At 37.3% G+C, this 21752-nt stretch carries 13 protein-coding genes; 3 read left to right on the plus strand and 10 right to left on the minus strand.

The features are described 5' to 3' along the window. The first annotated feature begins 8 nt into the window (after positions 1-8). From JM83_RS04765 to JM83_RS04775, 3 genes are read left to right on the plus strand one after another with little or no spacing between them, the layout of a single operon-like run. The gene (locus tag JM83_RS04765) at positions 9-1439 is read left to right on the plus strand and encodes a SusD/RagB family nutrient-binding outer membrane lipoprotein (RefSeq protein WP_144959882.1); all 1431 of its coding nucleotides are present in this window, start codon (positions 9-11) and stop codon (positions 1437-1439) included. Between the two features lie 18 nt (positions 1440-1457). Further along, a complete protein-coding gene (gene ggt / locus JM83_RS04770; protein WP_144959883.1) occupies positions 1458-3155 on the plus strand; it encodes a gamma-glutamyltransferase in 1698 nt (565 codons plus the stop codon). A gap of 26 nt (positions 3156-3181) precedes the next feature. After that, positions 3182-4258, plus strand: coding sequence for an alpha/beta fold hydrolase (locus JM83_RS04775; RefSeq protein WP_144959885.1), 1077 nt, complete (start codon positions 3182-3184; stop codon positions 4256-4258). A 312-nt stretch (positions 4259-4570) separates the two neighbouring features. On the opposite strand, the gene JM83_RS04780 is transcribed toward JM83_RS04775, so the two are convergent. From JM83_RS04780 to JM83_RS04825, 10 genes are all read right to left on the minus strand, one after another. Beyond that, the gene (locus JM83_RS04780; RefSeq protein WP_144959887.1) at positions 4571-6817 is read right to left on the minus strand and encodes a S9 family peptidase; all 2247 of its coding nucleotides are present in this window, start codon (positions 6815-6817) and stop codon (positions 4571-4573) included. Between the two features lie 15 nt (positions 6818-6832). After that, the gene (locus JM83_RS04785; protein ID WP_144959889.1) at positions 6833-8221 is read right to left on the minus strand and encodes an aminopeptidase P family protein; all 1389 of its coding nucleotides are present in this window, start codon (positions 8219-8221) and stop codon (positions 6833-6835) included. Next, positions 8222-9895 (minus strand): M1 family metallopeptidase, encoded by a 1674-nt coding sequence (locus tag JM83_RS04790; protein ID WP_144959891.1) that lies wholly within the window; start codon positions 9893-9895, stop codon positions 8222-8224. A gap of 529 nt (positions 9896-10424) precedes the next feature. After that, entirely contained in the window at positions 10425-10889 is a 465-nt protein-coding gene (locus JM83_RS04795; RefSeq protein WP_144959893.1) for a DUF6730 family protein, read from the minus strand. Between the two features lie 265 nt (positions 10890-11154). After that, entirely contained in the window at positions 11155-12507 is a 1353-nt protein-coding gene (locus JM83_RS04800; protein ID WP_144959895.1) for a capsule assembly Wzi family protein, read from the minus strand. Between the two features lie 256 nt (positions 12508-12763). Then, positions 12764-15160 carry a GumC family protein gene (locus JM83_RS04805; protein WP_144959898.1) on the minus strand — a complete coding sequence of 799 codons (2397 nt, stop codon included), beginning with the start codon at positions 15158-15160 and terminating at the stop codon, positions 12764-12766. A 3-nt stretch (positions 15161-15163) separates the two neighbouring features. Further along, positions 15164-15958 carry a polysaccharide biosynthesis/export family protein gene (locus tag JM83_RS04810; RefSeq protein ID WP_144959900.1) on the minus strand — a complete coding sequence of 265 codons (795 nt, stop codon included), beginning with the start codon at positions 15956-15958 and terminating at the stop codon, positions 15164-15166. 98 nt (positions 15959-16056) lie between these two features. Beyond that, positions 16057-18027, minus strand: a complete 1971-nt coding sequence (locus tag JM83_RS04815) for a polysaccharide biosynthesis protein (RefSeq protein WP_144959902.1) — start codon at positions 18025-18027, stop codon at positions 16057-16059. A gap of 542 nt (positions 18028-18569) precedes the next feature. Then, positions 18570-19910, minus strand: coding sequence for a glycosyltransferase family 4 protein (locus JM83_RS04820; protein WP_144959904.1), 1341 nt, complete (start codon positions 19908-19910; stop codon positions 18570-18572). A 4-nt stretch (positions 19911-19914) separates the two neighbouring features. After that, positions 19915-21750 carry an alginate lyase family protein gene (locus JM83_RS04825; protein WP_144959906.1) on the minus strand — a complete coding sequence of 612 codons (1836 nt, stop codon included), beginning with the start codon at positions 21748-21750 and terminating at the stop codon, positions 19915-19917. Positions 21751-21752: the final 2 nt, after the last annotated feature.

Here is a 21752-nt window from a genome sequence, read left to right on the forward strand (position 1 = left end):
TCAAGATTATGAAAAGATTATATATTTTAATTATTCCGTTTATCCTTCTTTACTCTTCTTGTACGAAGGATATTACAGATCTTAATGAAGAAACTAAAAGAGCGGCAACTATTCCACCAGGTCCATTATTTACAAATGCCATTAAAAATTTATCGGACGGTTTAGCCTCCGCAAGTGTAAATGTTAATATTTTCAGGCACATTGTGAAATACTGGGGGCAGGCAGTTATTCAACAGGAAGCTCAATATGACTACATTACTAGGGCCGTTAACGAGAATTGGTGGAGCAGAATGTACAAGGACGTATTAAATGACCTTCAGGAAGCTGCACGAATTATTAATGAAGATGAATCCCTTAGTCCGGGTCAAAAAGCCAATCAACTTGCTATGGTAGATATTATGCAAGTTTATACGTATGATATTTTAATAAAAACCTTTGGAGATATTCCTTACACAGAGGCTCTTGATGACAACAACCTTTTTCCGGTTTACGATGACGCCCAAACAGTATATTACGATTTGCTTAGACGCTTAGATGAAGATATTGCCAACCTTAACACTTCTTCTCCGGGTTTTTCATCTTCTGAAGATATTCTATATCAAGGAAATGTTTCGAACTGGGTCGCTTTTTCTAATTCATTGAAATTGAGAATGGCAATGACTTTAGCTGATGTTGACAGTGAAACCGCCAAAGCAGCTTTTGAAGAAGCAAATGCTAATGCTATTACTTCCGAAGATCAAAATGCGTTCATTGAGTATTACAATTCCCCCCCAAACAATAATCCGTTATATGACCAATTGGTATTGGCAGGAAGAACAGATTATATTGCTGCACAAGATCTTTTAGAAGAGCTTGTTGAATTGGAGGATCCGCGTTTACCGGGATATTTCGGATTAAATGATGAGGGTGAGTATTCAGGAGGTGTTGTTGGACGCGCCACAAGTTTTTCGCAAAGCTCCAAACCTAGTGACCGTGTAGCGGCACCAGATGCCCCTAATGTGCTCATAGATCTGGTTGAGGTAGAATTTCTTCGTGCGGAGGCTGTGGAAAGAGGCTATGACATCCCAGGTTCTGCTGAAGAGCATTACAATAATGGGGTAACAGCATCAATTCTTTATTGGGGAGGGACAGCTGAAGAAGCACAGGAGTATCTAAATCAGCCTGAAGTGGCATATTCTTCCGCAACAGGAGATTGGAAACAGAAAATAGGATTCCAAAAATGGATTGCCCTATATAACAGACCCTTCGAAGCATGGGTAGAAATGAGGAGGTTAGATCACCCAGATCTACCCCTTGCTGAAAATGCCATCTCGGGATTCCCTAATAGATTGAGATATCCAGGGAATGAGCAGCAACTGAACAATGCAAATTATAGCCAAGCCTCTGCAAATATTGGAGGAGATGAAACAGAAACCAAGTTATTTTGGGATGTTTTTTAATATTGAACAAACAACTCTATGAAACGATCTCACATTAGAAATTACTTATTAATATCATTTTTAATTATTCAATTCACCTGCCTTGCCCAGGATCGATTGACAGGTAGGAATTTTGCCACCCGTTCAGAAGTAATCGCTGGTAATGGAATGGTCGCTTCCAGCCATCCTTTGGCAACACAAATAGGATTGGATATTTTAAAAAAGGGAGGAACAGCAGTAGATGCTGCTATTGCAGTAAATGCTGCTTTAGGATTAATGGAACCGACGGGAAGTGGTATAGGCGGTGATCTTTTTGCTATTGTTTGGGATTCAAAAACGCAAAAACTTTCAGGTCTCAATGCAAGTGGAAGGTCTCCGCAAAACCTAACTTTAGATTATTTCAAAGATCATAATATTAAAAGCATACCTTCCTCAGGTCCCCTCCCAGTTTCTGTACCGGGATGTGTGGATGGATGGTTTGAACTTCATGACAAATTTGGCAAGTTGCCTATGTCTGAAATTCTCGCCCCAAGTATAAAATATGCTGAAGAGGGATTTCCGGTAACTGAATTGATTGCTTTTTACCTGAACGGATCTGTGAAAAGATATATGAGCGAGTTCCCAAATGTTGAGGAAACCTATACAGATAATGGAAAAATTCCTGAAAAAGGAGATATTTTCAGGAATCCACTCCTGGCTGCTACCTATAAGAAATTGGCAGAGAAAGGTAGAGATGTGTTTTATAAAGGAGAAATAGCCTCCACAATTACCAAATTCATTCAAGGACAGGGAGGATTCTTAAGCATGAAAGATTTTGAAGATCATACTTCAACCTGGGTAGAGCCTATTTCAACTAACTATCGAGGATATGACATATGGGAATTACCTCCAAACGGGCAGGGACTGGCCACACTTCAAATGCTGAATATTATTGAAGGATATGACTTCACAGGAATCCCTTATGGAAGTGCAGGACATCTTCATATTGTAAATGAAGCCAAAAAACTGGTTTTTGAGGATAGAGCAGAATATTATGCCGATCCGGATTTTTCTGATATCCCTGTTGAGCAGCTTCTTTCGAAGGAATACGCTTCTAAGAGGAGAGATTTGATAAAGATGAACAGAGCCGGAGTTTTTAAGGCTGGTAAGACCGATCATTCGAGCACAGTATATTTTACAGTCGCAGATAAGGATGGGAATATGATTTCTATGATTCAGAGTAATTACAGAGGTATGGGTTCAGGAATGGTACCACCTAAATTAGGTTTCATGCTACAGGATAGAGGTGAATTATTCAATTTGGAAGAAGGAAAACCCAATTCCTACGCACCGGGCAAACGTCCTTTTCATACCATTATTCCCGGATTTATTACAGTAGATGGTGCGCCTTATTTGAGCTTCGGTGTTATGGGAGGAGACTTTCAGCCCCAGGGACACGTGCAAATAATTATGAATTTAATAGATTTTGGGATGGGCCTGCAGGAAGCGGGAGATGCTCCAAGATTTGAACACGTTGGATCTTCTTCGGTAACTGGAGAAATTAGTAACAACAAGGGAGAGATCTTGATCGAGAGCGGTTTTAGCTTCGAAGAGATTCAAAAATTAATGGCTCTTGGACATAAAGTAGGATTTGGAGGATATTATGGCGGGTATCAGGCAATCCTTTATGACGCTGAAAAAGGAGTCTATTTTGGTGCTTCCGAATCCAGAAAAGATGGCAATGCAGCCGGTTATTAATGATATAAATTAAAAATAGTAGTCTTATGAAGTATGAATTTCCAGTATCAATATTTGTCTTTTTTCTAAGTTTCAGCCTGTTTGCACAGGATTACCCTACTCCGGTTGAGGGTGATTATGTTATTGATGAGTTTGAATTTGAAAGCGGTGAGAAATTAGAGAACCTGAACCTTCATTATACAACGCTGGGCGAACCAACTAAGGGTGAAGATGGAAAAGTAAATAATGCCATTTTAATCAAACACGGTACCACTGGAACCGGACATCAGTTTTTGAGTTCAAGATATGCAGGGAATCTTTTTGGTCCGGGACAAACCCTGGATGCAACTAAATACTTCATAATCCTAACAGATGATATTGGTCATGGCAAGTCTAGCAAACCAAGTGATAGTTTACGCATGGAATTTCCTAAATATACCTATGATGATATGGTCCTGGCCAATTATAAGCTTCTAACAGAGCATTTGAAAGTTGATCATTTACGTTTGGTTACCGGTACCTCAATGGGTGGTATGCAGTCCTGGGTTTGGGGTTACACCTATCCCGATTTTATGGATGCTATCATGCCCTTAGCCAGTTTACCGGTAGAAATAGCGGGACGTAACAGAATGCAGAGAGCCATGATTGTTAAGTTAATTGAAATGGATCCTGAGTGGAAGAACGGAAATTATAAGGAGCAACCAAAGGTAGGTCTATCTGGAGCTATCGGGCAACTAATGTTTATGGTGAGCAGTCCCCTCCAGTGGCAAAAACGTGCTCCTACAAGAGAAGAAGCGGAAGAAATGCTGGACAATATGGTAGAAAGATATTTGTCTATCATGGATGCTAATGACATGATCTATGCATTTGAATCCTCACGAAATTATAATCCTGCTCCTCATCTTTCAAAAATAAAAGCACCTTTAATTGCAATAAATTCGGCCGATGATCAGGTAAATCCACCTGAATTAGGTTTGATGGAGGAGCATATTCAAAAAATAGCAAATGCGAAATTTGTCCTACTACCAATAACGGATGAAACCAGCGGACATGGAACCCATTCTAACCCTGCCATTTGGGGGAACTATCTCGAAGAATTAATGGCTATTTCCGCTAAAAAATAAAACCATATGGTTTAGGCTTTTTTTCCAATAAAGTTGAGTGTTAATTATAAGTTTTGGATGGCCATCGGCTCGGGGAAACCCGAGCCGATTTATTTTATTAAGGATCCTCTTTCCAGGTTATTAAAATTCCTTCAAGGGTAATTCAAATAAGATATGTTCCATTCTAATTATCTCGTATTGCCCATTCCTTATGCATAAAAGTGGCTAGCTTTAAAAAGATACTATTTAATATTGTTGTGGTACCGTACAGATTTCAACATCACTATTTTTTTACTTCAGACAATATTAAGAGGGGAATGTGCATCATTTTAATTAATTATGCTCTAAAAAGTAGTTGGTAATCAACGTATATAAATGTAAGCTGGTACCCTCACCCTCATAAATACCATGCGAGCGATTAGGATACGCCATCATTTCAAACTGTTTGTTATTTCTAATAAGTTCATTTATCAGAAATTCCATATTCTGATAATGCACATTATCATCACCGGTTCCATGGATCAATAGTAGATTTCCTTCCAGGTTTTTAGCATAAGTTACCGGTGATCCTTCAATAAATTTATCTTTATCCTCACTCGGCAATCCCATATAACGCTCCTGATAAATGTTATCATAAAACAACTGATTTGCCACTCCAGCCACCGCGACACCGGTTTGATAAATTTCAGGATAACGGAACAACAAATTTTGTGTCATGGAACCTCCTCCGCTCCAACCCCATACATTTACACGGTCTTTATCTAAAAAATCATAAGTTTCCAAAACTTTTTGTGCAGCGAATGCCTGGTCTCTGGTGTTGAGAACTCCAACTTTCTGATATATGCTTTTTCGCCAGTCACTACCTTTTAAACTCGGGGTCCCACGGTTATCCATATTAATCACTACAAAACCTTTTTGCGCCATAAAGATTTCATACAATCCAATCCACGCATCGGTGGCCACGACTCCCCAGGGTTCGCCATACACATGAAATAAAACGGGATATTTTTCAGATTCATCAAAATTCAAAGGTTTTGTCATTCTGCCATCCATTTCAATTCCTTCTTTAGTTGTTACTTTAAAGAATGAAATTTCCGGAATCGCCAGGCTTTTTAACCTGTCCTTTAGTCGTTTATTATCTACCAGCTTCTGTATGGTTTTATGTTTTGGAAGGCTTACTAGGCTCACCGTATTAGGCGTAGTTACATTGGTAAATTTATGAATCGCATATTCGCCGTTTGGAGAAACATCATAGGTATTCACACCATCAAATTCCTGTGGTGTGATCCTGGTTAATTTTCCTTTTCCATTTAATGGAACACTATATAAATAACGTTGTGTGGCATTATTTGGAGAAGCAACGATATATAAATTCTTAGCATCGGTTTGATAATAAGCCGCCACATCATAATCTCCGGGGGTTAAAAGCGTTTTCTCTCCGGTCTCCAAGCTGATTTTATAAATATGACGCCAGCCATCATTTTCAGTCATTCTTAAAAAGCTTTTCCCATCATCTACGATTAACTGGTCGGTATTTCCCCATTGATTTGAGGCAATATCGGGATATCTTAAATCTACCCAGGTATCTTCGGTTTCCGTATATATTTTACTAAGTTCAGAGGAAGAAGGTTTATAAGTATAAATATTCAGTTCGTTTTGCTTTCTGTTCATTTGCTGAAGCAACAGTAAATCTTTATTCACCCACTGCATCGCCGGCAGATAATGCTGAACGGGATCCCCGGGAACAGGAATCCAGTTGATCTCTGAAGTTTTCGTATTGATTAATCCCAGTTTAGATGAAGAAGGATCGAAACCTGCTTTGGGATATTGTAAAGGGATAGGTTCAGAATATACCGAATCGGTATTATTGATCATATAAAAAGTACCAATTTCTGAAGCATCTAATTGCCAGAATGCTATTTTTGAAGCATCGGGACTCCAGGCAAAACCGTCCCGCAGTCCAAATTCTTCCTCATACACCCAGTCAAAAGTACCATTAATAATATCTCCGGTCCCATCCTTTGTTAGCTGCGTTATTTCGCCGGTCTTAAAATTCTCTTTATAAATATTAAAATCCTGAACATAGGCTACAAACTGATTGTTTTCAGAGAATTTTGCGAACATTAAAGAAGAAGGTGTGAAATCTTTCCCTAATTGTTTTAGCTTATCTGACTCAAAATCATACACCCAAAAATCTCCTTTTGTATTTGTACGCCAAACCCTGCTGGAATTGGTAAAGATCATCACCTTACTTGCGTCTGGCGACAATGAAAAATCTTCAATTTTTAGATTAGCGCCATTGGAAGCGAGCTTTTCAGCAGCTAGATAGACATTGCTTTTGTAATCTTTACTCTGGTATTTAATAAGCTGATCATTTCCGTTTTCACTTTTTTCTATAGTTACAACAGCATCGCCATTTTCTACCCAAAAAATTGGTGCTTGACGATCGCTTTTGAATTCTTCCGAAGCATAGATACGATCAAGATCTAACAAAGAATCGCTTTCCTGAGCAATTCCTGAAAAGGTAAAAGCTATGAAGCTTAATAAAAAATGTAGGGATTTTAATGTTAAGGACTTCATAGCTTTTTTATTTATTTATGAATTTTTAAGTTCTTCTAATTCTTCTATTGTTTTGGCCAAAGGCTCTCCTAATAACTGTTTTCCGGTAGTAGTGATGAGAAAATCTTCTTCAACGCGCATTCCGCCAAAGTCTTTAAACCTCTCAACCTTATCATAGTTCACGAAATCGGTGTATTTCCCCTGAGCTTTCCAGGCATCGATTAGAAACGGATTAAAATAAATTCCGGGTTCTACGGTAAGGACATTCCCTGCTTCCAGTGCTTTCCCTAATCGGAGGGATTTTAAGCCGAAATCGGTACTTTTTTTAGCCTCATCGGTATAACCTACCAGCTGTTCTCCGAAATTTTCCATATCGTGCACGTCCATTCCCATAAAATGTCCCAGCCCGCATTGGAAAAACAAGGTATGCGCACCGGCATTCACGGCTTCCTGCGTATCTCCTTTCATCAAGCCGAAACCTTTTAAGCCCTCCACAATGCGGCTACAGGCAAGTAAATGTGCATCTTTAAATATATATCCTGGTTTTAAAGCCGAAGAAGCCGACTCGTGGGCATCCAGCACAATGGAATAAATTTCACTTTGAATAGCTGTAAATCTTTCGGCAACGGGAAATGTACGCGTCATATCCCCGGCATAATTCATTGCTGTTTCTGCACCACAGTCACATAAAATAATATCCCCGTTTTCTACTACTGCCTGGGTTGCGTGATTATGAAGATACTGCCCGTTTTTGGTTAAAATTATTGGGAAAGAAATATTCCCGCCCCCGGCTATTGCTATCGCCTGTAATTCACCCGCAATCTGCTTTTCGGTAACTCCGTGTTTCGTGCACCTAATCGCATGGCGATGCATGTTGGCAGTGATGTTTACGGCTTTATGTAGTTCTTTAATTTCTTCCTCAGATTTTATAGAACGCTGTGCAATCACTGCTTTGATAAATTCAATAGATTTGTTTGCTTCCACTTCAGCCACAGGAATTCCCGTAAGCTCACTAATTTCAATAGTGACTTTACTTCGGTAGGGCGGTAAATAATGTAACCTTTGCCCTTTTTGTTTTGCTTTACGAACTGTTTCTTCAAGCTTAGACATTGGTTTTACCTCCGCAACGCCACATTTTTCAGCATAGGTATTTAAAGGTTCAGAAGCTCCCACCCAAACCATATCTTCAGGGGTTAAATCTTCTCCGAAAAGAATTTCTTTGTCTTCATCCAGATCGATGACCATATACAAGTCGGGAAGGTTAATTCCGAAGTAATATAAGAAAGTACTATCCTGGCGGAATGGATACCAGTTATCTTTATAATTCATCCCGGTTTCCTTATTCCCGGGAAATATCAGAATCCCAGATTTCACTTTCTTTTTTAAAATCTCCCGCCGCGATACATAAGTTTCTCTTGAAAACATTTATTCTTCCATATTTTTAACCAGTTCAACCTCTAAATAATACATATGCTCTATCCTCCAGGGAGTGAACAGATATTGATTTTTATTCTGAATCCCTACACTTTGCCATTCTGAAGAAGGGATTATTTTAATTTTTTCTTCATCGCCTTTTAATACCAGCGGCAAATTGAAACCATCTACACAATTAATATATCTGTAGAATATTTTACTGTTTGGAGCATCTATATATAATTCAAGTTTCGGGATTTGTGTAGTTGTTAAATACTGTTCAAAAACCTTCGAATAATCATATCCCGCTTTCTCTGAAATATAGTGTTGAATTTCACTTCCATCTACCGTTTTATTATGAAAAGTCATATTTAAACCGGTAAGGATATTTTTGAAGAGCTTGTCGTTATCTATACTATGACGAATGCTATGCAGCATATTTCCTCCTTTTGGATACATATCGCCGCTTCCCTGTGCATTTACACCATACACAGGAATGATAGGTTTGTCATTCTGAATCCCGATTCTACTTCCGAAATTATAATCATTCGCAGCTTCTTCTCCATATACATAGTCGAGAAATAAGGTTTCACTGTAATTGGTAAAACTTTCATGAATGTACATATCTGCCAGATCATTACTAGTGATATTGTTTCCAAACCATTCGTGCCCACTTTCATGGATAATTATAAAATCCCAAGTTAAGCCCAGTCCAGTATTAGAAAGATCTCTGCCACGATAGCCCCCCGCATACCAGTTACCATAAGAAACATTGGATTGGTGCTCCATCCCGGTATGTTCAGTTTCCACAAGTTTAAAGCCATCTTCATAAAACGGGTAGGGACCAAACCAGTATTCAAAAGCATCGAGCATATTGTGAACTTCCGGCGGCATATAATCTTTGGCTTTTTCAAGATTATAGTCCAATACCCAATAATTGAGTTCAAGGGCTCCTTTTATTCCTTTATATTCTTCTGAAAAGTTTTTATAGTGCCCTATATATGGAATGATCGTATAATTACTTATCGGATTTTCTACGCCCCATTTATAGGAAACTGTACCATCTTGATGTTCGGTTTTATCTAACATATGGCCGTTAGCTACTGCCATTAGATCTTTTGGGACCCGCATGGTTAAGGAAGCTCCGCGATCGGGCTCATCACTTTGGTGATCTTTGTTAGGATACCAGATAGAAACACCAAGGCCCTGGCAAGTAACCGTCATCCATGGTCTTCCTTTTTCATCTTTTGCAAAAGTCCATCCACCATCCCAAGGAGCGCGAATGGCTTCATGAGGTTTTCCGCTGAAGTAAATCTTTACTTCATGCTCGGTATTTAATTTTTGTTTGGGAGTTTGCACATGAAAAACATTTCCTTCCCGCTTAAAGCTTAAAGACTTAGTCTTATCGTAGACGATACTATCGATTTCCAAAGGTTTTTGTAAATCGATCTGCATCATTTCCGGATGCTTTTCCTGAGCAACTTTATAAGTGATAGTGTTGAATCCTGAAGTATATTTGTTTTCGAAATCAGGGGTTACCGAAATATCATACCTCATCACATCCCACCAGGCTCTTTCAGCAGTAATAGAACCTCGAAGTGTATCGGCATGCGTAAATTCCTTTTCCTGAGCATACAACTGAATTGAAATTGTAGCAAACAACAGATAAGTTAAGAGTCTTTTCATTCCAGGAAAATTTGAATTTGTGTTGCAATGAGTAGTAGGATCCCTAAATTTGCATATTTTATCTTTAGCAGGCAATTTTATATTGAATTATGGACAACATAGTACCATACTTGGTTAATTCAATATAAATGTGGAAACAATAAAGGGTTAAAAAATTCATTAAACACAATTAATCTAGGTAATTACTTCAGCTCTGAAATTCCTTGAATAAACAAATTCATCAAATCTTCAACTTATATCTGCTCTATACTAATAACCCTAAACTAAATTTTAGTCTTTTAATTTTACACAAAAGCACACTCTAATAAGTATTTTTAAAATTTTCAGCCCCAAACCTACCATAACTAACCCTTCGCGTGGTTTCTGTATTGGTTTTATAGCATCGGGGAAGTTAAGCGTAAAGTAAAAACAACACAGGACGTGAACCACTTATGAGTTACAGTAAAAAACAACCAATTCACTGGAGTTTTAAAGCCATTTACTGTAAAATTAGAATAATGTGCGGCAAAGGTAATTGTCATGACATCTCTTATTTTTGCTCCCCCAACCACTTGTAATAATCATCTTTGATCTCAGGGGTTTTTGAAAAATATTCTTGATAATGGTAATTTTTTGATTCTATCAGTAACTGATGGATTCTATATTTTTCCTTTTCCGCTATATTGGCGGTGTGTTTGAAATAGCCCAGAAGCCCCAACATGGATATTCCGAAGATCATGAGCATATAATTGGGTAGCACCGTGGCTTTTTCCAGCTTTTTATCCATGCTCTTTGAAAGTTCATCTGTGGATTTATCTTCTGTTTCCTGTTTTTTCAGAAAGGCGTTCAGGTTCTTATCCAAAGCTTCGGTGCTAAGAGGGATAGAGCTAATAATTGTTTTTGAAATTAACTGAAGCTTAGGATCTGGTGCCGCGAGATGTGGGAGTTCGAGTCTCCCCGCCCGCACAAAGGGATAAGCCGACTTTAGCGAGTCGGCTTTTTTTGTGGATAACACAGGAGTAGCACTTTTTTGTTGATTTTTAAAAAAGTTGGTGTATTGAACCGAATTCTCCTTGTTGGCTATATAAATATCTAGAGAAGATGAAGCGGGAGTGCTTGAAAATTTGTTCCTCCCTTTGAGGTTGAGCTCTCAGGGTTTCCAATTTGGAGTATCCCCGAACTAGACATATTTAACATAGTTTTAACATTCATTGTTTATGGAATTAAATCTTTCTGTATAACAGTTATAATTTAAAAATCCATTTAGGGAAATACATTAATTAAAACTGCTTGGATAAACTTAGTCCAGCTCCATAGATAGGTTGAGCAATATTGGAATATTCGGCGCTCATTATCAAATTTAAATTAAATGGGTCTTTAAATAAACCAAGATCATATTTTAAATAAATCTCTTCACGATTGGGGCTGTACCTTTTTAAATAAGCACCGTATTTCTTCACATAGCTGGACAATATTTTATATTCAAATTCTCGAGATTTTGTGAGGCTTCCTGAAAAACCAACGTGATGCGCTAAAAACCGATTTCCTACCACAATGTCCTTTTCCTCGCTAAAATCGAAAAAGGGAACTCCCAATACCCTTCTTTGATAGGTCCACCCGCTACGATAGGTCTGGAAATTATTAAAATAAGCATCTTTACCATGGGGAGATAAACTGTTCGTGCTCTGATTTTTTGTGTAATAAAACTCATATAAAACCGAATTTACAAAACCCTCCTTGGAATCCTTTTCCCAAAAGATTCCGTAGCGGCCATCGGGGAAATTATCAAAACGGGTTCCAGAGCCATCTTCAAAAAAGTGGTTATAGATGAGTTTCACGCTGGCATTTTCAAATTTTTTGGTTAGATACAACTCATAGCTTCCCAGATGATTCCCCAGAACATTCATCCTATCCCCCACAACTGAATTTTCTCCCCCTTCTCTTCCACTTACCACCCTTAGATAATCTGAAAAACCACTAGGTTGTGGTCCGCTTTCGGGGGAATCACCCGCCCATTGTGCATAATGCTGGATCCCTGCCCTTATACTAAAGCCAGGGTGGGGATTGTAAACTACATGAAAACGTTTATGGTGCAAACGCGCAGCTTTCACGAAACGATCGTCTCCCAATAGATATTCGTTTAGAGAAAATTCAACTCCCAACTTTTCGTTTTCATTGAAATAAATAGGTCGCTGGGTCCTTATTTGGATTCCTGGTAACGGCCTGGCATTTAAAGACCAGGCAAAACTCTCGTTTGTGGCACTAAGGCCATTATAGAATTCTTGTTTCTGTTTTCTGCCCACGACAATTTCCAACCAAGAAATTTTATAGCTAGCATACAGCTCATCTATAAAATCATCGTTGCGTAATTCATCTTGATATAAAATTCCCGCTCCTACTTCAAGACTGGAATTGGAAGAAAAACCGTAGACTGCTTTACCGTTGATCCAAGTTGCGAAATTTGATTTTTCCGAAACCCTGCCCCGAGTATTGCTATACATCCAAAAAGGCAGTTCATCTTTATTTGAAGCGTAACCTTCCAAATTGATGCTTCCCGAATATTCTATTTGGGAAAAAAGCTGATTTGCAGCTAGGATAAAGAGCAAAAATATGTAATGAGATTTTGGTTTCAAGAATTGCGTTTTAAATTTTTATTGGATGAAAAATGCCATTTTAAGCGGGAATCGATAGAAAATAAATCCCGAGCCTTCAACATTTTCCTGCTTTTTTGAGATCCCTCAATCGCTCCCTATGGTCGCTCATGTCGGGATGACATAGTTGTCACATTGAGCCCGCCGAAATGTGCAGGTAGGACTGTCTAAACTTCGACAAGCTCAGTTTGACAATAAACTTCTCGTATTATTAAATCCTGAAACCATTTCTTAACTCCTAAAACCCAGCTTTCAGTTTTTGCCAAAAACCTTCCTTTTCAACTCCATAGGCATATCCGTATTTATTACCATATCCAAAATTCGCAAGTTTCACATCATTTAGCACAAAACTTACATCGTGCAATTTTCCGGCTTTCTGGGAATCGACGGCAAAATTTAAAAGTTTCTTCTCTGTATATCCTGCCCTGGTCACATATAAAACAAGATCGGCGTATTTGCTTATTAAAAAGGTATCTGTTACCAACATAACGGGGGCAGTATCTACCACCACATAATCATAATTCTCTTTTAAACTTGCAAATAAAGTTTCAGACTTGTTGGTCCTCCAAAGTTCTGAAGGGTTTGGAGGAATACTTCCAGAGGCTAAAAGATCAAGGTTTTCATGAGTTTCAGAAGTCTTAATCAGGGATTTTAGCTCCAGCTCCTTGTTTACCAAATAATCACTAATCCCCCTATTCGTCTTGAAATCCTCTTCATAACGTTGTAATTGCGGATTTCGAAGATCGGCACCCATTATCAATACTTTCTTTCCTGAATTTGCCAAGGTCAATGCCAAATTAAATGCAATAAAGGTTTTTCCTTCGCCTTTAACAGTGGAAGTTACAAACAACACGTTCGCATCGGTATCATTTCCGGCATTTACCAACAAATACTGTAAGTTGGTATGCAGGATCCTAAAAGATTCCGATAGCACCGAACGATCATTTTCAGTGATTATTTCACTTTCCGCTTTTGCAATTCTTGGGATCTCCCCCACCAAGGGAATGGTCTTTAAGGCCACCTGCATATCCTGCTGACTGTGGATTTTATTATTGAGGAGATGTTTCAGGTAAATAATCAAAAATGGAATCAATAATCCCAAGATGAGCGCAGCTAGAAATATGATCTTCTTCTTTGGGGATACTGGCAGGTCCATCGTATATGCCGCATCCACGATCTTTGCTTTAGGTGCTGTAACGGCTAAAGATAAACTCGTTTCTTCCCGCTTCTGAAGCAGGAACAGGTATAAAGCTTCTTTGATATTTTGCTGACGCTCTATGCCCCTAAATTGTTTTTCTTTTCCCGGTACCGAGGCTATCTTAGAACCCATGGCAGAAGCCTGGCTATCCAAATCTTGCCGCGCTATTCGTAAGTTAGCACGCATCCGTTCCAAGCTCCTTCTTACATTTCCTTTGATTTGTGAAATCTGACTGTTTAAATCTATGATTACAGGATTTTTTTCGGTGGACCCCCTTAAAATCCTGTTGCGTTCCAATACCAAGCTGTTATATTCAGAAATAACATTGTTTACCCCTGTTTCTGAAATTCCCAAATTGGCAGGGAGAAGATCTGAATCTGAATCTTTTGCCAGATAATCCAACATGGCATTGCTTAGCTCTAATTGCGTGTTGACATCCTGTCTTTTTTTATTGAATTCACTCGCGTTTTCTATGAACATTTCAGACTCTGCCTGAATATCTGTTAACTGATTGGATTCCTTAAAATTCTCTTTGCCGGTTTCCACAGAATCCAGTTCGCCAGTGATGATATCCAACCTGTCCTCTATGAACTTCGCGGTATTTATCGCTACCAGGTTTTTGTCATCAATAGCTTGCCTGTTATATTCAAAGATCAACTGATTAAGAATATCCCTAGCTTTCTCCTTTACAGGATCGTTTAGGTTTATTTCAATTAAACTGGAATTCTTATCGGTTAGACTAAGTTGAATTTTTCCCCTATAACTCCCAGCAGCGGCATCCACCGTACTGAAGCTTATAATAAGTGGATCATTATTTTCAGGTGAGGGACCCGTTTTTTGCTCTTGGTTTTTTGTAACTATTATCGTGGCAAAATCCAGATCTACGGGTTTTCCAAAAGTTCCTTTAAATTCAGTCTGGCTTTCGGTATTCACTAAACTAAAATTCGTCCCTTCCTTGTTGATAAACTTAAAGGATTTTGCAGCACTTAATTTTAAATCGTCTTGGGTCAAAAGCTGGATCTCAATTGGTATAATTGCGTAAATTTCCGTGGTTTGGACATCACCCTCCAGGAAATAGCGGATATTCAATTGAAGTTCCTTTGCCACATCTGTTATAAGTTGCTTGGAGCGTAAAATCCCCATTTCGTTTTCTATACTATTGCCCCCACCCATGCCGCTTAAAATCCCCATATCCTCGAAGGCGGACAATTCGGACATGATGCCGCCCTTTTTTTCATCCTTTATAATAATGGTGGCGGTAGATTGGAAAACTGGCGTGCTATAACGTAAATAAAAGAAGGCAATTATTAAGCATAATAAAACACTGGCTATAAAATATGGCCAGAACCTCAAATATTTTTCCAGTTCTTCCCGCAGGTTGATCTCTTCTTCCTGCTGAAACTGCTGTTGGTGCTGTGGGGCTTGTTGTTGTGACATAATTTATCTTGCTATCAAAACGATTAGGGAGATTAATACGGAGGCTACCGAAATATAAACAGAAGCATTCCTATTATAATTTGCAGCTTGTTTTTGAGCTCCATTGGGCTCTACATACACCACATCGTTTTGCTGTAAATAATAAAAAGGAGAGTTTATAACATTGGCATTGGAAAGGTCCAAATAACCATGGACCTTGGCACCATTATCCTCGCGCATGACCAGCACATTGGAACGCTGCCCGTAAATACTTAGGTCACCGGCCAAACCGAGGGCTTTGGGAAGGCTTAAATATTCATCTGGTATTGTAAAAGTGCCTGGGCGGTTCACTTCCCCCAAGACGCTCACTTGAAAATTCACAAGTCTAACGTTAACAATGGGCTGCTGTACGTATTCAGAAATCTTCTCTTTTAAGTTTGAAGCAAGCTCCTGTGTGTTTAGGCCTTCTACCTTTAGGCTTCCAAGTTGTGGAAATTCAATATTACCATCGCTATCCACCAAATAAGATTGCAATTGTGGAGTTCCAGAAACCCTTAAAGCATCCATCCCTCCACCATTGGACATCCCAACTACAGGCAGGTTAAAGGGCATAGCCGCTTCCATATTATAAGCAGAGACCGAAATGGTTAAAAGATCGTTTGGCTTTATTTCCAAACTATTTTTGGAGGCATTTGCTTGTTGCTGTATAGTATCCAAACCTTGAAAATAGGCGATTTCTTTATTTGAAACACAGGAATTCATAAAGATTATGCTGAAAAAAGCTAATAAAGGCAGTTTTAAATAATTTTGGGATTTCATCAATTTAAAAATTTTTGTGAATATAGGGGTTTAGGTTAATTATATATTTCCATTTGCTGCTGGGTATGAACCACCGACAACGAATTATGTGATCCTTTTTAAATCTTAGCCTGAATCAATTCATCATTATAGTCGAGTTCCTCGAAAAGTGAATTTTTACTTATAAATTCCGGTACTAGATCTTTGAGCAATTTCACCATCTCTTTTTTGTCTGTATCACGTATAGACGATTTTATTAATCTTTCAGTTTTTATTTTAATGTCTTCAAAGTTAGAGGATATTTCTTTCGAAATGAGGATTTTGCTATGATGAGTTGGAAGTGTTTTGGTGTTTTCGCTAAGTAACTCTTCATATAGTTTTTCTCCCGGGCGTAAACCTGTTATTTCAATTTTTACATCCTTATATGGCTTAAATCCTGAAAGCTCGATCATCCTTTCAGCAAGAGCTAAAATTTTTACGGGTTCTCCCATATCAAAAATTAAAATCTCACCCCCTTTTCCCATGGTGCCTGCTTCAAGAACTAATTGGCAAGCCTCTGGAATGGTCATGAAATATCTAATAATATCTGGATGAGTGACCGTAACCGGTCCTCCTTTTGCTATTTGATTCCTGAAATAAGGAATTACTGAACCATTAGAACCAAGTACATTTCCAAAACGCGTAGTAATAAATTGTGTCCTATTACTGCTGTGGTGTTGGAAAGATCGCACATACATTTCTGCCGCTCTTTTAGAGGCCCCCATTACATTCGTAGGGTTTACCGCTTTATCTGTGGAAATCATGACAAATTTGTTTACCTTATATTGGCTTGAGAGTTTTGCCAATATTATCGTTCCCAATAAATTAACCATAATTGCCTCCCTAGGGTTCCTTTCAATTAAGGGCACATGTTTGTATGCAGCAGCATGAAAAACAGCAGAAAAACTGTTCTTTTTAAAAAGCGCGTACATCCGGTATTTATTGCTTATGCTTGCTAGGATTACCCTAAATTTTAAATCTGGAAAACTTTCGTTCAGCTCAAGTTCTAAAGCGTACAAAGGCGTTTCAGCTTGATCAACAAGAATTAAATTTTTAGGATTGTATAATGCTATTTGCCGCACCAATTCGCTACCTATGGATCCAGCGGCACCGGTAATAAGGATGTTCTTATTTTCCAGGTCTTTCTTGATAGCTAGATTATTAAGAAGAATTGGTTCCCTATCCAGAAGATCTTCAATTTCAAAAGCCTTTATGTTTTTCGTGATATCATCGTTCAATGTCCAGGCCTCCACCCTGGGGGCATTGAACAACTGCATATTATTATCTGAACATAAATTTATTAATTCATTTTTTTTTTGGATTGTTAATTTTTCCCCAATAATAAGTAAACCATCTAGGTTTAATGAGGGCAATATATTTTTAAGTGAGGGTTTTGTAGAAATTACAGGTTTTCCACCAATATTTAATTTATTTACGGGCCTCTCCGATAAGTAACCTACAAGAAAAAAAGTTTCCCCGGAAGTCGTATTCAAAGCTTTTCCTAAAGATATGGAACTATCATCTATCCCAATAATCGCAATCCTCTTTTTGTTGTTTTTTCGGTTTTCTAATTTGAATGTTAAATAGATTTGCTTTACAAAAACCCTAAAGATAAGTAAGAAGGTAAAAGAAAGTACTGTATAAAGAACCAGGCCAACCATTGTAAATATTTTATTCCCTGTATAGAAAAAGTACAAATACTGTATGACCCCCAAGGTAAAAACAGTTGCAACCGAAGCAAAAGCCAGTTTCAAAATATCTATAAAAGATGAATGGCGAACTAGACCAGAATAGGTTTTAAAAACAAAAAAGAATAAAATATAAACGCTCAGTAATATAACAATATTGAAAATATTAGGCAGCACAGAAAAAAAAGTAACGTTTACCGAGTTTAAGAAAAAATGTGTTGTTGTTAGCGCTATTATAGCAAGGAAAATATCTATTAAAAGTACAATATATCTTGGCAAATAGTTAATGTTGGAAAGATCAAAACCGTCCAACTTGCGAAGGAATATAATTTTAATATAATCTTTGAACCGCAGAACTTTCATGGGAATTTAATTTTAAACTATTCATACAGAAGTCAAGTGAGGAAAAAATACTGATGATTTTTTCTTTTTAATAATGACAATTTACAAGAGTTTGAATCTTAAAAGTGTTGCCAAATCCTTTAATTTTTGGTAACCACAGCGTATTTTTTAAAAATTGCATCACGAATAAAAATCAAAAACTTACCTGAGGACGAAACATCATGATACCAAAAATTTGATTACCATAATTGGAAATATAGAAAACCAATGGTTAAAATTTTTTCTTCATGTAATTTTACGTTTTATTTCTGTAGGATAAAATAATGCACATCTTCAACGTGATTTATTATTTTAAATTACTTAAATACCATTAAATCAAACTTCTCTTTTTTTTCAATTATAAACAGGCCAAACATTAAAATGAAGAAAAATAGGAGATCGACAAGAAGATTAATACCTTCGGATAATTTGTAAAAAAAAGATAGTAGGGACGTCATAAAGAAAGGGGGTTGTTAAATGTTTCTTAAAAAATCATGAATAAAAAATTCAAACCCTAAGGTAGGTTATTCTGTTGTAATTTTTTCTTTAGCTCTTTGAACAGATATTCCCTTTACTGAATAATCTTTTTGTCTATTATATTTCAATACCTCATCTTTCTTGGGGATATCCTTAATAGATAATGCAAGCTTGATCTGTTTAATAAATTTTTCGGCCAATACAATTCGGTCAAAGTCTTTTTTAGCAAAGTTAAATCCATTTTCTCCTTCCCTATTTAGCCGTTCAGGATCTGCAATATAATCTCTAATTACCCTATTGTATTCCAATGCATTCTCGGGCTCCACATAGGTCCCGGCATCCGCCTCTTTGATTAATTCAGCAGAAATCCCACCTATGGCCATTAATACTGGTTTTTTACAAGAAAAGTAATCAAAGGTTTTGTTTGAATAAACTGTTTTAAAGGTATCTACCTTTTTTAAAATTGAAGCTCCCATATCTGAAGCCAAAATATACTTAAAAACTTCACTTTTTGGAACAGGATCACGAAATACCACGTTAGTAATATTTCTGGACACTGCTTCCATCATAAGGGCCTTTTTTTGCATTCCTGATCCTATAAGTTGAAATATTACATTTGTATTGGTTAATTTTTCAGCAGCATCAAGAACCTGGATTAAATGGTTAGCTACCCCATGAGCACCAACATAAGTAATTACCATATTATTTTCAAAACCTAAATCCTTTTTAAACTGGATAGGATCAAAATCTTTTGCAAGCTTTTCTGCCAAATTAAAATCTGCAGCATTAGGTATAAAAATTATCTTTTCCTTTGGCACCCCCTTTTCAATAAGTTTTGTTCGAAATGCTGGTGTTAATACATTAATAAGCGTAGATTTCTTGTAAAGAAAAGCCTCAACTTTATATGCTAATTTAATTATCCATTTATTGGTAAGGATCCCGGTATCTATTGCAGATTCAGGCCAAAGATCCCTTACTTCAAAAACCATTGGGGCCCTTTTTATCCTAGAGATTAAATAGCCGCTTATTCCAATAAAAAGCGGGGGCGAGGTTACAACAATCGCATCAAATTTTCCGCTAACTTTAAAAATACCAGCTAATATTGAAGAGATCATAAAAGAAATATAGCCATTTAATCTTCCCAAGAACCCATTGTTATAAGATTCTGATACGTGGGTTCGAATCACCCTTATATTTCCTTGATTATGATTACTAAAATATTTTTTTTTGTAAACTTTCCTTTTTTCATCACCGTTATAATGCATCATTCCAGCAATAACAGTAACTTCATTTCCTTCATCTGTCCAACTTTTTGCCATTTCGTTCCAGCGCGACCCGCCGGGGTCATCTTCTTCCAGAAAATACTGATGTAATAATAAGATTTTCATGATCCTAAATTTTAATAGTTGTGGTTAGTTCGTTTTTGAAACCAAAGGCTAGGCCTTTGGTTTTTTTCATCTCCCCATAAAATGAGGAATTGTAAGAGGGGATTTCAATTGGGGGGGCCTTTTTATTAATTAATTGTATAGATGATTCACTACTGCCCAAATGCCAGAGCTGTCTGCATTCGGCTTCAAAGTTTCCATTAACCTCATCTTTCACCTTCCATATTAACGAATTTTTTTCTTTTATTATTGTTCGTTTATGTTTAATGTTAGGATGCAATTGTTTGAAGGCGCTAATTTCACCGGTGAAAATAAATTGATCATCTTTTACTTCCCACTGGGCAATATTTGCTTGGCTCCAATAAAACCAAATGAACCTACTTCCTTTAAGCATTTGTGAATTGTTGCCAATCATAACAGTGTTATGTCCAGCTGTTCCTGAGAAGTATTCCTGATATTCTTTTTTCGTGTTATATTTATAAGTGCCCGAATCCCTTAAAACATTCTCTCCTTTGTACCAGATATCTAGATGAAGATTATCTGCCTGTGCAGGCCTGTCTTTATGATTTCCGCAGCGAACAAAAGTGAAGCTATCCTTTTCCCGGAGCGTATAAAATCCACCATTGGGAAATGAAAGAGCCCCAAAGTTTATCTTAAGCGGTTTAAAAAGTTTGGTGTTCAAATTTATAGGAATTAACCAATTAGCATCTTCCCGAACCTGAGCAGATGTATATAAATTTTCTCCTGATAATAAATAATGTAACGTATTGAGCTGTGGCCGGTAATCGCGGTACGCAGTTTCAGAAAGAGGAAAGAACAATGCCCCGTCGTTATTCCCGTAATTAGGGACAAAACCGTTTTCTTCTTGTACGCATTGGTATAAAAAATTCAAACTTTTATAGGCCCTTTCATAGATTATGGAAGAGAAAGGTTTTTGATGTTTTTCAGAAACAGCAATTCCTAATGAAAATAATTGAATTACTACTCTATGATAGTTCATGCTAAATTGCAAAAAGGTACCATCCTTATAAATTTGATAGGGAATCTCCTGTTCAAACCACTTTCTACCTCTTTTGGCCCAAATTTTTGTTTCAGGGATAAAAGGAAAAAGCATTTCACTTAACGAAAGACAAAGTGTTTCAGTGATGGCGTGATTGTTCCTAACTGCTATTCTTGAAAAATTTATATGATGATATACATGATGGAGCGACCAATAAATTACATTTTGTATTTTTTCCCACCGTTGGTTGGAAAGCGCTGGTGAATTTTTGTAGAAGCTAAGCGCATAGTTCCAATTAAAAAGCCTCAATGAAATTTCCTGACTACACTTCCAATTTGGCCCCCTATTCACGGGGTTTTTCTCTATCCAGTCCTCTATTTGTGAGAAGGCAAATTCAGAATGATCTTCATTAAAATGATGGTCATATCTTATAAGGTTTAATAAAAAGGTAAACCTGGATTTTTCCCAAACATCTTTAATATCCCCGTTGTCCGAATCAAAATCATCAATTTCAGACCAATGTTTAATAATGTCGTATTTAAATCCAGTAGTAGGATTGGTAACCCAATCGTAATCCTTTCCAAGATCCTTCCATTCATGGTTAAAAAAACAAAGTTTTCCCGCAAGGATATTTTTTGCTTTTTTGGCAAGGGATCCGGTAGGATTTTTCGTCAAGGTTATTTTTTCCCGTTCCTCAATAATAAAATTGTTTGGTACGCTTTTCCATTCTTCCAGAGAAATGAATTTTTTTATTTCAGGATTTATAGGATGCTTTTTTTTGAGGATTCCCGTTCTTTTTTCAAATTCATGAAATAAGCGGTACCCGACGTATCGAATACCCATAT

The organism is Gillisia sp. Hel_I_86, from assembly GCF_007827275.1.
In the GTDB taxonomy this organism is placed as follows: domain Bacteria; phylum Bacteroidota; class Bacteroidia; order Flavobacteriales; family Flavobacteriaceae; genus Gillisia.

What these genes read in the sequence shown, in the direction of transcription:
- JM83_RS04785 (WP_144959889.1), bottom strand. Translation starts at nt 8,221, where the DNA reads ATGTTTTCAAGAGAAACTTATGTATCGCGGCGGGAGATTTTAAAAAAG.
- JM83_RS04780 (WP_144959887.1), bottom strand. Translation starts at nt 6,817, where the DNA reads ATGAAGTCCTTAACATTAAAATCCCTACATTTTTTATTAAGCTTCATA.
- JM83_RS04790 (WP_144959891.1), bottom strand. Translation starts at nt 9,895, where the DNA reads ATGAAAAGACTCTTAACTTATCTGTTGTTTGCTACAATTTCAATTCAG.
- JM83_RS04775 (WP_144959885.1), top strand. Translation starts at nt 3,182, where the DNA reads ATGAAGTATGAATTTCCAGTATCAATATTTGTCTTTTTTCTAAGTTTC.
- JM83_RS04765 (WP_144959882.1), top strand. Translation starts at nt 9, where the DNA reads ATGAAAAGATTATATATTTTAATTATTCCGTTTATCCTTCTTTACTCT.
- JM83_RS04820 (WP_144959904.1), bottom strand. Translation starts at nt 19,910, where the DNA reads ATGAAAATCTTATTATTACATCAGTATTTTCTGGAAGAAGATGACCCC.
- JM83_RS04815 (WP_144959902.1), bottom strand. Translation starts at nt 18,027, where the DNA reads ATGAAAGTTCTGCGGTTCAAAGATTATATTAAAATTATATTCCTTCGC.
- JM83_RS04825 (WP_144959906.1), bottom strand. Translation starts at nt 21,750, where the DNA reads ATGGGTATTCGATACGTCGGGTACCGCTTATTTCATGAATTTGAAAAA.
- ggt (WP_144959883.1), top strand. Translation starts at nt 1,458, where the DNA reads ATGAAACGATCTCACATTAGAAATTACTTATTAATATCATTTTTAATT.
- JM83_RS04805 (WP_144959898.1), bottom strand. Translation starts at nt 15,160, where the DNA reads ATGTCACAACAACAAGCCCCACAGCACCAACAGCAGTTTCAGCAGGAA.
- JM83_RS04810 (WP_144959900.1), bottom strand. Translation starts at nt 15,958, where the DNA reads ATGAAATCCCAAAATTATTTAAAACTGCCTTTATTAGCTTTTTTCAGC.